The organism is Micromonospora sp. L32, from assembly GCF_052068055.1.
Lineage (GTDB): Bacteria > Actinomycetota > Actinomycetes > Mycobacteriales > Micromonosporaceae > Micromonospora > Micromonospora purpureochromogenes.
In genome coordinates this window covers 414,031-428,272 of sequence record NZ_JBQHDD010000001.1, presented here as the reverse complement: position 1 = coordinate 428,272, position 14,242 = coordinate 414,031, and the positions used below count along the sequence as shown (strand labels likewise).

The 14,242-nt window shown below is 74.5% G+C and carries 13 protein-coding genes; 5 read left to right on the top strand and 8 right to left on the bottom strand.

All coding sequences use genetic code 11. The features are described from left to right. Window positions 1-7: 7 nt before the first annotated feature. Genes ACTMTB_RS02130 through ACTMTB_RS02115 form a run of 4 tightly spaced genes read right to left on the bottom strand, consistent with a single transcriptional unit; the run spans window position 8 to window position 4,687 of the window. On the bottom strand, window positions 8-1,588 hold the full coding sequence (locus tag ACTMTB_RS02130) for a uroporphyrinogen-III synthase (RefSeq protein ID WP_441142235.1): 1,581 nt from the start codon (window positions 1,586-1,588) through the stop codon (window positions 8-10). Then, on the bottom strand, window positions 1,585-2,553 hold the full coding sequence (gene hemC / locus ACTMTB_RS02125; protein WP_441142234.1) for a hydroxymethylbilane synthase: 969 nt from the start codon (window positions 2,551-2,553) through the stop codon (window positions 1,585-1,587). The genes ACTMTB_RS02130 and hemC overlap by 4 nt, the downstream gene beginning before the upstream one ends. Then, window positions 2,550-3,920: a glutamyl-tRNA reductase gene (locus tag ACTMTB_RS02120; protein WP_441142233.1), complete on the bottom strand. Its 1,371-nt coding sequence runs from the start codon at window positions 3,918-3,920 to the stop codon at window positions 2,550-2,552. Before ACTMTB_RS02120 ends, hemC begins: the two co-directional genes overlap by 4 nt. Next, window positions 3,917-4,687: a redox-sensing transcriptional repressor Rex gene (locus ACTMTB_RS02115; RefSeq protein WP_441142232.1), complete on the bottom strand. Its 771-nt coding sequence runs from the start codon at window positions 4,685-4,687 to the stop codon at window positions 3,917-3,919. The genes ACTMTB_RS02120 and ACTMTB_RS02115 overlap by 4 nt, the downstream gene beginning before the upstream one ends. A 433-nt stretch (window positions 4,688-5,120) precedes the next feature. On the opposite strand from ACTMTB_RS02115, the gene ACTMTB_RS02110 reads away from it, so the two are divergent. Beyond that, window positions 5,121-6,407, top strand: a complete 1,287-nt coding sequence (locus ACTMTB_RS02110; protein ID WP_441142231.1) for a sensor histidine kinase — start codon at window positions 5,121-5,123, stop codon at window positions 6,405-6,407. A 36-nt stretch (window positions 6,408-6,443) separates the two neighbouring features. Continuing rightward, the gene (locus ACTMTB_RS02105) at window positions 6,444-7,097 is read left to right on the top strand and encodes a response regulator (protein ID WP_088960141.1); all 654 of its coding nucleotides are present in this window, start codon (window positions 6,444-6,446) and stop codon (window positions 7,095-7,097) included. 23 nt (window positions 7,098-7,120) lie between these two features. Here the strand turns inward: ACTMTB_RS02105 and ACTMTB_RS02100 are convergent, their stop codons facing one another. From ACTMTB_RS02100 to ACTMTB_RS02090, 3 genes are read right to left on the bottom strand one after another with little or no spacing between them, the layout of a single operon-like run. Next, entirely contained in the window at window positions 7,121-7,771 is a 651-nt protein-coding gene (locus ACTMTB_RS02100) for an HAD family hydrolase (RefSeq protein ID WP_441142230.1), read from the bottom strand. A 21-nt stretch (window positions 7,772-7,792) separates the two neighbouring features. After that, the gene (locus tag ACTMTB_RS02095) at window positions 7,793-8,047 is read right to left on the bottom strand and encodes a glutaredoxin family protein (RefSeq protein ID WP_088960139.1); all 255 of its coding nucleotides are present in this window, start codon (window positions 8,045-8,047) and stop codon (window positions 7,793-7,795) included. Then, on the bottom strand, window positions 8,037-9,650 hold the full coding sequence (locus ACTMTB_RS02090) for an AMP-binding protein (protein ID WP_441142229.1): 1,614 nt from the start codon (window positions 9,648-9,650) through the stop codon (window positions 8,037-8,039). Before ACTMTB_RS02090 ends, ACTMTB_RS02095 begins: the two co-directional genes overlap by 11 nt. A 469-nt stretch (window positions 9,651-10,119) precedes the next feature. Between ACTMTB_RS02090 and ACTMTB_RS02085 the strand changes: the two genes are divergently transcribed. The 3 genes from ACTMTB_RS02085 to ACTMTB_RS02075 all read left to right on the top strand — a co-directional run bounded on the left by ACTMTB_RS02085 (window position 10,120) and on the right by ACTMTB_RS02075 (window position 13,137). Next, window positions 10,120-11,052, top strand: a complete 933-nt coding sequence (locus tag ACTMTB_RS02085) for an ECF subfamily RNA polymerase sigma factor, BldN family (protein ID WP_441142228.1) — start codon at window positions 10,120-10,122, stop codon at window positions 11,050-11,052. Between the two features lie 232 nt (window positions 11,053-11,284). Beyond that, the gene (locus ACTMTB_RS02080; RefSeq protein ID WP_441142227.1) at window positions 11,285-12,157 is read left to right on the top strand and encodes a DUF5667 domain-containing protein; all 873 of its coding nucleotides are present in this window, start codon (window positions 11,285-11,287) and stop codon (window positions 12,155-12,157) included. 104 nt (window positions 12,158-12,261) lie between these two features. Beyond that, window positions 12,262-13,137: an HAD family hydrolase gene (locus ACTMTB_RS02075; RefSeq protein ID WP_441142226.1), complete on the top strand. Its 876-nt coding sequence runs from the start codon at window positions 12,262-12,264 to the stop codon at window positions 13,135-13,137. A 114-nt stretch (window positions 13,138-13,251) separates the two neighbouring features. On the opposite strand, the gene ACTMTB_RS02070 is transcribed toward ACTMTB_RS02075, so the two are convergent. Further along, a complete protein-coding gene (locus ACTMTB_RS02070) occupies window positions 13,252-14,139 on the bottom strand; it encodes a lysophospholipid acyltransferase family protein (RefSeq protein WP_441142613.1) in 888 nt (295 codons plus the stop codon). Window positions 14,140-14,242: the final 103 nt, after the last annotated feature.

Here is a 14,242-nt window from a genome sequence, read left to right as displayed (position 1 = left end):
CCTCCTGTCAGCGGAACCTCAGAGCGGTCGGCCCCTGCACCTTCGAGCCGCGGCGCTGCTTGGCCGGCATGGCGGCCAGCTTCTCGCGCAACTCGACGGCGTAGGCGGCGAGCGCCTCCACCAGGTCGGGCACCGAGGCGTGCGCAGGCTGCACGTCGACCCGCAGGCCGAACTCCGTCGCCGTCTCCGCCGTCTTGGGCCCGATAACTGCAACAACGGTACGCGCGTGCGGCTTCCCGGCGATACCGACCAGGTTCCGGACGGTGGAGGACGAGGTGAAGAGCACCGCGTCGAACCCGCCCGACTTGATCGCGTCCCGGATCTCGGCGGGCGGCGGGGCGGCCCGGACGGTCCGGTACGCGGTCACGTCGTCGACCTCCCAGCCGCGCTCGGTGAGCCCGGCGGCGAGCGTCTCGGTGGCGATGTCGGCGCGCGGCAGCAGCACCCGGCCCACCGGGTCGAGGATCTCGTCGTGCGGCGAGAACTCGGCCAGCAGCCCCTCGGAGGACTGCTCGCCGGACGGGACCAGCTCCGGCTGGATGCCGAAGGCGCGCACCGCGTCGGCGGTCGCCTCGCCGATGCAGGCGATCTTGACGCCGCCGAAGTGGCGGGCGTCCAGGCCGTGCTCGGCGAACTTCTCCCAGACCGCCCGGACGGCGTTGACCGAGGTGAAGATCACCCAGGCGTAGCGGCCGTCGACCAGGCCCTTGACCGCCCGCTCCATCTGGGCCGGGGTGCGCGGCGGCTCGACCGCGATCGTCGGCACCTCGCACGGGATCGCCCCGTACGCGCGCAGCCGGGCGCTCATCGCACCGGCCTGCTCCTTGGTGCGGGGCACCAGCACCTTCCAGCCGTACAGCGGCCGGTTCTCCCACCAGCTCAGCTTGTCGCGCTGGGCGACGCCCTCACCGACGGTGAGCACGACCCGGCCGGTGAAGCCGAGCGCCGCCGCGACGAAGGAGTCGACGGTCGACGTGGTGGTGTACTGCGTCTCGCCGGTGCCGTCGCCGGTCACCCCGACGCCGGTGGTGCCGTCCACCCCGGCGGCCAGCAGGCCGTCCCGGATGGCGGCGAGGTCGCCCGCGTCGACCGCGAGGGCCAGCGAGCCCCGGCCGACGGCCGCGGCCAGCGCGTCGAAGTCCAGCGTGCTGACGTCCTCGACGTCGGCGGCGGTGCGCACGCCCGGCAGCGGCACACCGGCGTACGTGGCGACACCCTCGGCCTGGCCGACCCCCGGGACCACCTCGAAGTGCGCGGCGGTACGCGCCACCGCCTGCACCTCCTTGACCACCGAGTCGTGGCCGAACGGGTCACCGGCGACCAGGTGCACCGCGTTCAGCCCGGAACGGGCGGCGGAGATGAGCACCTTGGCCACGTCGCCCGGCACACCCTCGGCGGGCGTGAACTGGGCGTCGGACCTGGCCTGGGCGCGGACGGCGTCGAGCAGCGACTCGGGGACCCCCCGGTCGTACACCACCTGGTCGGCGTCGACCAGGGCGTCGTGCGCCCGGCGGGTCAGCAGGCCCGGGTCGCCGGGGCCGGCCCCGACGAACGCGATCCGGCCTACGGGCTTACGGGTGCGGGTCATTCTGTGCTCCCAAATTGCTGGGTCCCCGGGCCGGTGTGTCCTTCGTGGCCGAGGATCGAGTCGGCGCCGAGTTCGAGGAGTTCGGCGGCGAGTGCCTTGCCGATCTCCGCCGCGTCGGCGGGCGTACCGGTGCGGGACAGCCGGAGGTCTCGGGTACCGTCCGGGCTGATCACCGCCCCGCGCAGGTAGATCTCATCACCGGCGTCGCCCTCGGCGAGTTCGGCGTAGGCGGCGACCGGAGCGGAGCATCCGGCCTCCAGGGTGGCCAGGAACGCCCGCTCCGCGGTGACCGCGGCCCGGGACGGTGCGTGGTCGAGCACCGCGAGCAGCTCGACCAGGTCCTGGTCGTCGGCCCGGCACTCCACCGCCAGCGCGCCCTGGGCGGGCGCAGGCAGCATCAGCATCGGGTCGAGCGTTTCGGTGATCACGTCGGTCCGGCCCAGCCGGGCCAGGCCGGCCCGGGCCAGGACGACGGCGTCGAGGTCGGCCTCCGGGCCGAGCACCCGCCGCAGGCGGCTGTCCACGTTGCCCCGGATCGGGGTGACCTCCAGCTGCAGCCCGAGGGCGTGCAGTTGGGCGATCCGGCGCAGCGCGCCGGTGCCGACCACGGCGCCCGGCGGCAGCTCGGCGAGGGTACGACCGCCCGTGGCGACCAGCGCGTCGCGCGGGTCCTGCCGGGGCGGCACCGCCGCGATGTGCAGCCCGGCCGCCGCGGCGGTGGGCAGGTCCTTGTACGAGTGCACCGCGAGGTCGATGACGCCGGCGGTCAGCGCGTCGCGCAGGGCGGAGACGAAGACTCCGACGCCGAGCCGGTGCACCGGGGCCGACGAGCGGTCACCGGCGGTGACCACCTCGACCAGCTCGACCTCGCGGCCGGTGGCCGCGGTCAGGGCCTCGGCGACGTGGCCGGACTGGGCCATCGCCAGGGCGCTGCCCCGGGTACCGAGGCGCAGGGGCGTGCTCATCGCTCACCTCCGGTGGGCGGGACGTCGACGACGTCGAAGGAGGGCCGGCCGTCGGCGTTCTCGACGACGTCGGGAACGGTGTCGACCGGCGAGGTCTGCGGCACCTGGAGGTCGAACAGCTCCCGCAGCAGGGCGGCGTACTGGTCGCCGCCGGGCTCGGCGGCGAGCTGGCGGACCCGCACGGTGGGCTGGTGCAGCAGCCGCTGCACCACCCGGTGCACCGTCCGGGCGACCTCGGCGCGCTGGTCGTCGTCGAGGTCGGGGCGGCGCTGGGCGAGCCGGCGCAGCTCGGCGGTGACCACGTCGTCGGCGCGGCCCCGCAGCGCGGCCACGGTGGGCGCCACGTCGGCCCCGCGCAGCCAGCTCAGGAACGACTCGACCTCGCCCGCGACGATCCGGGCGACCTCGGCGGCGTCGGCGGCGGCCGGACCGTCGGCGAGCAGCGCGGCCATCCGGTCGATGTCGATCACCTCGACGCCGGGCAGGTCGGCCACCCCGGGCTCGACGTCGCGCGGCACGGCCAGGTCGAGCAGGACCAGCGGGCCTCGCTCGGCGTCGCGGCGGGCCAGCGCCCGGGTGACCCGGTCGAGGGTGAGGACCGGTTCGGTGGCCGCGGTGGCGGCCACCACGATGTCCACCGTGGAGAGCGCGTCGACGAGCTCGGCCATCGGCACGGCGTTCGCCCCGTACGACTCGGCCAGGCGTACCGCCCGGTCGGCCCCGCGGTTGGTGACGGTGAGCGGCCCGGCGCCCAGCCGGGACAGCGTCGCCACGCCCAGCGCGCCCATCGCGCCCGCGCCGACCACCATGGCGGGGCGGCCGGAGAGGTCGCTGTCGAGGTGATCGGCGGCCAGGTCCAGCGCGGCGGTGACCACGCTCTGCCCGGCGCGGTCGATGTTCGTCTCGGCGTGCGCCCGCTTGCCCACCCGCAGCGCCTGCTGCATCAGCTCGTGCAGCAGCCGCCCGGCCGAGTCGGCCCCGGTCGCCCAGTGGTACGCGTCGCGCAGCTGGCCGAGGATCTGCGCCTCGCCGACCACCATCGAGTCGAGCCCGGCGGCGACCCGGAAGACGTGGTCGACGGCGGCGGCGTCGTAGTGCACGTAGAGGTGGCTGGCCAGCGCCGCCGGCGGGGCGCCGGCCTGCTCGGCGAGGACGGCGCAGATGTCGCCGAGGCCGCCGTGGAAACCGGACACGGCGGCGTAGACCTCCACCCGGTTGCAGGTGGAGACCAGCACCGCCTCGGCGACGTACGGCTGGGCGACCAGGCGGTCCAGCGTGCGGGTGAGGTCGGCGGGGGCGACCGCCAGCTGTTCCAGGGTGGCGACGGGGGCGGTGCGGTAGGACGCGCCGACGACGAGCAGTTTCACGTGCCGATCGCCTCCTGGGTGTCGGTGGCCGCGAGCCCGCCGGGCAGAGCGGTGAGGGCGGACCCGCCGGTGGCGGGGAGCGCGGTCAGCGACGCCTTGCGGTGCTCGTGGAAGGACAGGATCTGCAGCTCGATGGCGAGGTCGACCTTGCGCACGTCGACCCCCTCCGGCACCGAGAGTACGCACGGCGCGAAGTTCAGGATGCTCGTCACGCCGACGGCGACGAGCTGGTCGGCGACCGGCTGGGCGGCCGAGGCCGGGGTGGCGATCACGCCGATCGAGATCAACTCCTCGGCGGCCACCCGGGCCAGGTCGTCGACGTGCTGCACGACCAGGCCGTTGATCACCTCGCCGACCCGGGCGCGATCGGCATCCAAGAGGGCGGCGATCCGGAAGCCACGGCTGGCGAAGCCGTCGTAGCCGGCCAGGGCGTGACCGAGATTACCCACTCCGACCAGGGCGACGGCCCGGCACTGGGTGAGCCCGAGCACGTACTCGATCTGTTCGATCAGCAGCGTGACGTCGTAGCCGACACCCCGGGTGCCGTACGAGCCGAGGTGGGAGAGGTCCTTGCGGAGCTTGGCCGAGTTGACCCCGGCGGCGCCGGCCAGCCCCTCGCTGGAGACGGTCTCGTGACCGCTCTCGGCGAGGTTGTGCAGCGCGCGGAGGTACTCGGGGAGCCGCGCGACGGTCGCCTCCGGAAGATCCGGGAGCGCCGGTACGGCACCGGCGCGGCCGGGCGCGCCAGGGTGACGGTGCTGACTCATGAGACTCCGTGCGGTGCGATCCTCGGCCAGCTCCGGTGCCCGGCCATTTCGGGACCCCCGCTCGCGGCCGAGAGTGTCGGCCGTGCTAGCGGGGCGCGTCGGAACTACAGAGTAGGCGCTTGTGAAGACGTGCACAAATCGCGATCTTGCTGACTCGCGACGCCCCTCCACCAGGCCCTCCATTCCGCAAGATCGATCCGGCGGCCTTGGCCGGCGCCGCTCGGCGATTATTGCTCAATCCCGACTTCTCTGACCAATCACACAACGTGCGGCGGGCCCGTGGCGTACCCCTCACCTGCGCCGGAGCCGGTCCCACCCGGCGCGGCCGGCCGGGCCCGGCGTGCGGTGCCGGCCGGGGGTAGGGCCAACCCGACCCGGAACGGGGCAGCCCGCCGGATGGGCATTCCGGGCCTGGCGTCCCTAGCCTCGGAGCATGACCACCGCCACCGCGGTCACGCCGGTACCGAGCGTGAGCCGCCAGCTGATGCGCGACACCGGGTACGTCCTGCTCGGCCTCCCCCTGGCGCTGTTCGGCCTGGTGGTGCTGACGGCCGGCCTCGCGCTCGGCGTCGGGCTGGCGGTGCTGGTGGTGGGCGTGCCGATCATGACCGGCACGCTCTACACCGCGCGCGGCCTGGCCGACGTGGAGCGGCTGCGGCTGCCCACGGTGCTCCGGATGCCCCGGATCCGCCCCCGCTACCTGACCCCGCCACCGGCGGCCGGCCCCTGGCGGCGGATCTTCACCCCGATCCGGGACGGGCAGTCCTGGCTCGACCTGGCGCACGGCATCGCCCGGTCCGTAGTGGCGGTCGTCACGTTCGCCATCACCGTCGCCTGGTGGGTCGTCGCGCTCGCCGGCACCCTCTACCCCGCGTACGACTGGGCCCTCCCCTACGGCCCGGACGACCGCAGCCTGGCCGACCTGCTCGGTCTCGGCGACGGGCCGGTGGCCCGGATCGGCCTGAACACCGCGATCGGCCTGATCTTCCTGCTCACCCTGCCGATCGTGGTCCGCGGCTGCGCGCTGCTCCAGGCCGGCTTCGCGCGCGGCCTGCTCACCGGCGTGGCCGAGATGCGTGACCGGATCACCGTGCTGGAGGAGCAGAAGCGGGCGGCGGTGTCGGCCGAGGCGGCGGCGCTGCGCCGGCTGGAACGGGACATCCACGACGGCCCCCAGCAGCGACTGGTCCGGCTGGCGATGGACCTGAGCCGGGCCCGACAGCAGCTCGCCACCGACCCGCAGGCCGCCGCCCGCACCCTGGACGAGGCGATCGCCCAGACCCGGGACACCCTGGCCGAGCTGCGGGCGCTCTCCCGGGGCATCGCGCCGCCGGTGCTGGTCGACCGGGGCCTGCCCAGCGCGGTGGCCGCCCTGGCCGGCCGCAGCCTGGTGCCGGTCGACCTGACCCTCGACGACCGGCTGGGCAACCCGAAGGGCCGGCTCGACCCGCTGGTGGAGAGCACCGCCTACTTCGTGGTCGCCGAGGCGCTGACCAACGTGGCCAAGCACAGCGGCGCGACCGGCTGCGCGGTGACCGTGCAGCGCCACGACGACCAGCTCGACGTCACCGTCAGTGACGACGGGGCCGGCGGTGCGCACGTGGCGAAGGGACACGGCCTCGCCGGCATCGCCGACCGGGTACGCGCCGCCGGCGGCGTGCTCCGGGTGGACAGCCCGGTCGGCGGCCCGACCGTCGTACGGGCCGTGCTGCCGCTGTGACCCCGGCACCCGCCCGGACGTGGTAGACACCGCGACATGCGAGTACTGATCGCCGACGACGCCGTACTGCTCCGGGAGGGCCTGGTCCGGCTGCTCACCGAGCAGGGACACGAGGTGGTGGCCGCCGTCGGGGACGGTGAGGCGCTGGTGGAGGCGGTGGTGGCGCACCGGCCGGACGTCTCGATCGTGGACGTGCGGATGCCACCCACCCACACCGACGAAGGGCTGCGCGCGGCCGTCCGGGCCCGCGAGCTGGTCCCCCGTACGCCGATCCTGGTGCTCTCCCAGTACGTCGAGGTGTCGTACGCCGACGACCTGCTGTCCACCGCGGGCGGGGGCGGCGGCGGGATCGGCTACCTGCTCAAGGAGCGGGTGGCCGCGATCGACGAGTTCCTCGACGCGCTGGCCCGGGTGGCCGCCGGCGGCACCGTGCTCGACCCGGAGGTGGTCGGCCAACTGCTGGTCCGGCGCCGTCGGGACGACCCGCTGGGCGAGCTGACCCCGCGCGAGCGGGAGGTGCTGGCGCTGATGGCCGAGGGCCGTTCCAACGCCGCCATCGCGAAGTCCCTGGTGGTCACGGACGGCGCGGTGGAGAAGCACGTCCGCAACATCTTCACCAAGCTCCACCTGCCCCCGGACACCGACCACCACCGCCGGGTCCTGGCCGTCCTCGCCCACCTCCGCGCCTGACCCCACCGGCGGCGGGGCCAGGATCAGGGGAGGTGGGTGGCGAGGGTCACCGCTTCGGTGAGGGTGTCGGCGACGGGGTGGGGGGTGGCGCGCAGGGCGGCGGGGTCGGAGAGGCCGCCGGTGTAGAGGACGCAGCGGGCGCCGACGCTCTCGGCGGCGTGCGCGTCGTCGACCGAATCGCCGATCAGCACCACCGACTCGCCGGCCAGCCCCAGCTCGGCCAGGTGCTTCTCCAGCCACTCCGCCTTGTGGCCGCCGCCGACCGTGGCGCGCAGCCCGTCCACCCGGGCGAAGTGCGGGGTCAGGCCGTAGGTGTGCACGGTCGGCACCAGCTCGTCGTGGAACCACATCGACAGCAGCGACTGGCTGCCCGGCCAGGCGGCGATCGCCGCCGGCGCGTCGTCGGCCAGCGCGCAGCTGGTCAGCCCGGCCCGGTACGCGTCGTGGAAGATCCGGTCGAGCGCGCCGAACGCCTCCGCGTCGATCGCCCGCCCCAGCATCTCGGCGTAGTAGTCGACGATCGGCCGGCGGAACCGCACCCGGTGCTCGTCGACGGTCACCGACGGGCCGCCGGCGCTGGCGAAGGCCACGTTGGTGGCCTGCACCACCAGGCTGAGGTCGTTGAGCAGGGTGCCGTTCCAGTCCCACACCAGGTGGTCGCGCGCAGGGGTCATCGCAGCAGCCTAAGGGCCACCTCAGAGCTGCGGCGTGGTCAGGTCCCGCAGCAGCCGATCCTCCTCGACCCGCCAGTAGCCGTGCTCCTTGCCGTCGAGCAGCACCACCGGCAGCCGGTCCCCGTAGTCCCGCTCCAGCTCGACATCGCCGGTGACGTCCTTCTCCACCCACTTGTCGCCGGTGACCGCCACCACCCGGTCCAGCGCGGCCTTGGCGTCCTCGCAGAGGTGGCAGCCGGGCCGGGTGATCAGGGTGAGCCGGGCGTCACTGGACATCGGGGACCTCCGTGCGTCGGGGCCGGGGCGGCGTCGCCGGGGACGGCGCCGACCGCAGCTGGGTCTTGCGTACCTTCCCGATCACCGAGTACGGCAGTTCGTCGACGAACTCGACGGCGGTCGGGCACTTGAACCGGGCCAGGTTACGCGCGCAGTGGGCGAGCAGTTCCTCGCCGGTGACCGGACGCCCCGGCGCCGGCACCACGTACGCCCGCACAGTCTCACCCGTACGCGGGTGCGGCACACCCAGGACGGCCGAGCCGACCACCCCCGGGTGCGCCTCGAGCACCAGCTCGACCTCGCGCGGGTAGACGTTGAAGCCGTTGACCAGGATCAGCTCGCCCAGCCGGTCGACCAGGAAGAGGTCGCCGTCGTCGTCGGCGTAGGCGACGTCGCCGGTGGCCCACCAGCCGTCCGCGTCCGGGCCGCCCCGGCCGTCCGGCCAGTAGCCGGCGAACAGGTTCGCCCCGCGGACCACGATCTGGCCGGGGTCGGTGCCGGGCGCGGAGTCGGCGAGCCACGGTTCGTCGTCGGGGTCGTCGTCCGGCTCGGCGACGCCGTCGCGCCACAGGTCGGTCCCGTCGCCGCCGACCAGGCGCAGCTCGACGCCGGGCAGCGGCCGGCCGATCGAGCCGGGCTTCGGCTCGCCGCCGACCAGGGTGGTGGTGAGCACCGGCGCGGTCTCGGTCAGGCCGTACCCGACGTGCACCGGATGCCCGGTGACCTCGGTGAAGCGCGCCGCGGCGGCCGGGTCCAGCGGCGCCGCGCCGCAGACCGCGACCCGCACCGACGCCATCGCCGCGACGACCGCGTCGGCGTCCGCCGTGGACCAGGCCAGGAACATCGACGGTACGCCGACCAGCACGCTGACCCGGTGCCGGGCGATCTCGTCGAGCGCGCAGCCGGGGCCGAGCTCGTCGACCAGCACTCCGGTAGCGCCGTGGTGGATCACCGCGCCCAGCCCCGTGTTCAACCCGTACGCGTGGAACAGCGGCAGCGCGAGCAGCACGGTGTCCCCGGGCCCGACCACCGGCGGGGAGATCCGGCCCACCTGGTCCTGGTTGGCGGCCAGCGCCCGGTGCGGCAGCATCGCGCCCTTGGGCTGCCCCTCGGTGCCCGAGGTGTAGAGCAGCACCGCGAGGTCGCCGCTGGCTCGCGCCGGCGGTTCCCCCGCCTCCTCGGGCAGGGTGGTGTGCACGGCGGCGAGCGCCGGCAGCTCGAGACCGGCCACCCGGTCCCGGACGGCCTCGGTGCCGCAGAGCAGCGTCGCGCCGGAGTCGGCGAGCACGTGCCGCAGCTCGCGGGCGGTGAGGCCGGGGTTGACCGGCACCGCGACCAGCCCGGCGCGCAGCGTGGCGAGGTAGGCGACCACGAAGTCCGGCGTGTTCGGCAACGCGATCGCCACCCGCGCCGGCGGGTCGGTCGGCGCGGCCGGCCCGGCGGCGGCCAGGGCCCGGGCCACGGCGCTCACCCGGGCGTCCAGTTCGGACCAGGTCAGGGTCTGCTCGCGCCAGTGCAGCGCCGGTCGGTCGCCGTGGTCGGCGGCCGCCCGGCGAAGCCGGTCGGCGAGGTCGGGCGCGGAGCTGTCGGTGGCGTCCTGCACGGTCGCTGAGTCTGGCACAGCAGTCCCGGAGGGACCATGCTTGCGCCGGGGGCACGCCGCCCTTCCGGCGACACGCCGACACGCCGAAGGCGGTTCACTTCCGCTCCGACCTGGACTTTCCACTCGGGATCAAGGCGCGACGTGAAAGTCAACCGCACACGACGGACAACTGGTCCGCCATCTGTGCGACGGGGCGGGAAATACTTTGGCCCTGTGTAACGGACTTGCCACGCGCGGGTGACGTTGGCCCTATCATCACTCGGGTCGGCTCACCCCATTTGCCGTGAGTCGACACCCCTCAGCCCGAGGAGGCCCCCGTGCCTGTGAGCGCATTGGACCAGCACCTCAGGGGGATCTGCCGCACGTCGGCACACCCCTGTGCGACCCTGCCCGCCCGGGGCGGACCGGACGCTGCGGCGATCCGTCGCCGCACCGCCCGGCCGGCCGGCGCGCGGACCGGGGAGGCGCGGTGACCACCTTCGGCTATGCGGAGCGGCCCGCCGGCCTGACCGGCCCGACACCCCGCACGTCGCCCAACGAGCGGCTGGATCCGGGGCACGGCTCCGAGCGGCGCAACCGGCACAACGAGGCCCCGGCCCGGCCCGCCGTACCCGGTGGGAACGCGAAGTCGGCCGGCGGCCGGGTCGCGTCGCCGGCCCGCCCGACCATGCCGGCGCAGAGCCGGCGGGTCGGCGAGCCGCCGGCGGTGACCGACCCGTCCGGCGCCGAGACCGCCGTGCTGCCGGCCGTGCCCGCCGCCGACACCGCCGTGCTGCCCGCGGTGCCGGCGGCCACGACGCCGGCGACCGGGTTCCCCAGCCGGCCCGACCCGTCCGACCCGGCCACCGAGGTCTGGGCGCTGGTGGAGCGCGCGCAGGCCGGCGAGGCCGAGGCGTTCGGCCTGATCTACGACCGGTACGTCGACACCGTCTTCCGCTTCGTCTACTTCCGGGTCGGCAACCGCCAACTGGCCGAGGACCTCACCTCGGACACCTTCCTGCGGGCCCTCAAGCGGATCGGCAGCTTCACCTGGCAGGGCCGCGACCTCGGCGCCTGGCTGGTCACCATCGCCCGCAACCTGGTGGCGGACCACTTCAAGTCCGGCCGCTACCGGCTGGAGGTCACCACCGGCGACGTGCTCGACGCCGACCGGGAGGACCGGGGCCCGGAGGGCAGCCCCGAGGCGGCGGTGGTCGAGCACATCACCAACGTCGCGCTGCTCACCGCCGTCAAGCAGCTCAACCCGGAGCAGCAGGAGTGCATCGTGCTCCGCTTCCTCCAGGGTTTCTCAGTTGCCGAGACGGCCCGCGCGATGGGCAAGAACGAGGGCGCGATCAAGGCATTGCAATATCGCGCCGTCCGCGCCCTGGCCCGCCTGCTCCCGGACGGTTTCCAGCCCTGAGCCCCTGCGACGACGATCACTCTTCGTGATTTCGGCAGCGGCCGGCCCGTAACCCGTGCCCGTCGCGGACCGTTTCTCCGGGTGCGACCGGTGGTTGCCCCGGCGCCCCCGGACCACCCGGTCCGGAGCAGCGCGGCCGGCCAACACCTTCGTCCGTCGGTGTACGCCGCCGCCGGTCGCTGGGAACCACCGCGGCCGAGGCGGCCGTGACCAGCGAGAGGGGGTGCCTGCGGTGGACAGTGACCTCTTCTCCCGTCGTCGGGCCGCACGTTTCGCCCAGCTTGTCGACGAGGCGAACGGCGGCCGGCGTCACCATGTCCGGTCCCGTGCCGACGACCGGCTCACCGCCCTGGTGGCGGTCGGTCAGCGACTCGTCGCCGCGCGGCCGGACGTCGAGGTCGACGCGGAGTTCCGCGCCGGGCTCCGGGCCATGCTGGTGGCGACCGCGGAGCGGGAGGGCATGGGCGCGGCGACCGCGACCACACCCGCCCGCCCGACCGAGGTGACTTCGCGTGGCTCGCTGCTGGGCGCGGTGACCGCCCGCCAGATCCGCGCCCGGGGCGCCATCCTGGTCGGCATCGCCGCCGGCGCCGTCGCCGTGTCGGGCATCTCCGCCGCCAGCGAGGACGCGGTCCCCGGCGACGCGCTGTACGGCATGAAGCGCTCCACCGAACGCGCCCAGCTCGCCCTGACCAGCTCCGACCTCAGCCGGGGCCAGCTCTTCCTCGACTTCGCCCGTACCCGGCTGGACGAGGCCGGCATGCTCCGCGGCGACCTGGCCGGGTTCAGCGCGGTGCTGGACGACATGGACGCCGACACCCGCCAGGGCGTACGGCTGCTCACCACCGCCGCCGCCCACCGCTCCGACCCGGCCGGGCTGGATGCGGTGAACACCTTCGTGGCCGGGCAGCGCAAGGCGGTCGGTGGGCTGCTCGACGGGGCCAGCCGCGCCGAGCGGGACCGGACCCGCCGTTCGCTGGCCCTGCTGGACGCCATCCGCAAGCGCTCCGACGCGCTGCGCGCCGCCATCGCCTGCGGCCTGCCCGCGCCGGTCGGCAGCGACGCGCTCGGCCCCGCCCCGGCGACCTGCCCGAGCGACCGCTGAGCGGCAGAGCCGTTCACGCCACAGTTCCACCTTCGGACGGCCGTCCGTAACCGACCCCCGACTACGCTCAGGGGTGCAGCGGTCGTCGTACGGAGGGAGGTCGGATGGCCCGCACCCGCAAGGTCACGGTCAGCACCGACGTCCACGGGCACACCGCCGGCTGGGCCGACGCCGAGCTCGACCGGCCCGTCCCCGCTGAGCCGGACCCCACCGCCGCGGCCTTCTTCGACGTGGACAACACGATGATGCAGGGCGCCTCGATCTACTGGTTCGCCCGTGGGCTGGCCGCCCGCAAGTACTTCACCACCGGCGACCTGGCCCGGTTCGCCTGGCAGCAGGCCCGGTTCCGGCTGCTGGCCACCGAGAACGCCGTCGACATGTCGCAGGCCAAGGAGGCCGCCCTGGCCTTCATCGAGGGCTGGCGGGTGGACGAGATCGAGCGCCTCGCCGAGGAGATCTTCGACGAGCTGATGGCCCCGCGCATCTGGGCCGGTACCCGCCGGCTCGCTCAGCGGCACCTCGACGCCGGCGAGCGGGTGTGGCTGGTCAGTGCCGCCCCGGTGGAGATCGGCCGGGTGATCGCCACCCGACTCGGCCTGACCGGTGCGGTCGGCACGGTGGCCGAGGTGGTCGACGGCGCGTACACGGGGCGGCTGGTCGGCGACCTGATGCACGGGCCGGCCAAGGCGGAGGCGGTCGCCCAGCTCGCCGCGGTCGAGGGGCTGGACCTGACGCGCTGCGCCGCCTACAGCGACTCCGCCAACGACCTGCCGATGCTCACCGCCGTCGGGCGGGCGGTCGCGATCAACCCGGACGGGACGCTGCTGCGGCAGGCCCGCGAGCGGGGCTGGGAGGTGCGGGACTTCCGCACCGGGCGGCGGGCGGTCAAGATCGCCGTACCGTCCACCGCCGCCGCCGGCCTGCTCGCCGGCGCGGTCAGCGCCGGCCTGGCCCTGCACCGCCGCCGCCGCACCCCCTGACCCCACCACGAAGCGCCCACTCGTAGCGAGAAAGCGTGGCTATTCGCGGAGGAATAGCCACGCTTTCTCGGTACGTGCGCCTCGGCAGGAGGGGCGCGACGGTCGAGGGGTGGGTCAGGGGCCGAAGGGGTCGGGGCGGCGTTCCAGGAGGTTGTGCAGGGTCTGCTGGATCGTTTCGCGGACCTGGTCGGCGAGGTTGAACACGACCAGCGGGTCGTCGGCGGAGTCGGTGAGGTGCGCCGTCGGGATCGGCGGGCAGAACTCGATCAGCCACTTGCTCGGCAGCGGCACCATGCCCAGCGGCCCGAGCCACGGGAACGTCGGCGTGATCGGGAAGTACGGGAGCTTCAGCAGCCGGGCGAGCGGCTTGATGTCGGCGAGCATCGGGTAGATCTCCTCGCCGCCGACGATGGCGACCGGCACGATCGGGGTGCCGGTGCGCAGCGCCGCCGAGACGAAACCGCCCCGACCGAAGCGTTGCAGCTTGTAACGGTCGGAGTAGAGCTTGCCGATGCCCTTGAAGCCCTCGGGGAAGACGCCGACCAGTTCACCGTTGCCGAGCAGCCGCTCCGCGTCCGGGTTGCAGGCGACCGTGCCGCCGGTCTTGCGGGCGATCTCGGAGACCACCGGCATCCGGAACACCAGGTCGGCGCCGAGCAGCCGCAGGTAGCGGCGCGCCGGGTGCTGGTCGTGCAGGGCGGTGGCGAGGATCAGTGCGTCCAGGGCCACCGTGCCGGAGTGGTTGCCGACGACCAGGCCCGCCCCGTCGGCGGGCACGTTCTCCAGGCCGGAGACCTCGGTGCGGAACCAGTCCCGGTAGAGCAGGCGCAGCAGCGGGTGGAAGACCGAGTCGGTCAGGTCCGGGTCGAAACCGAACTCGTCGACCTCGTACTCGCCGGAGAGCCGCCGGCGCAGGAAGGCCAGGCCGGCGGCGACCTTGCGGTCCCAGTGATCCCCCGGCCGGTCCGGCACCGCCGCCCCGCCCGGCGGGTCCGCCGGCATCCGCCCGGCCTCGTCGCCCTGGGTGGCCCGGTCCCGCGCCCCGGTCGCCGGCTCGTCGGCCCTGGTGTTCAGCTCGTCGGTCCCGGCGTCCGGCTCGTTGCCG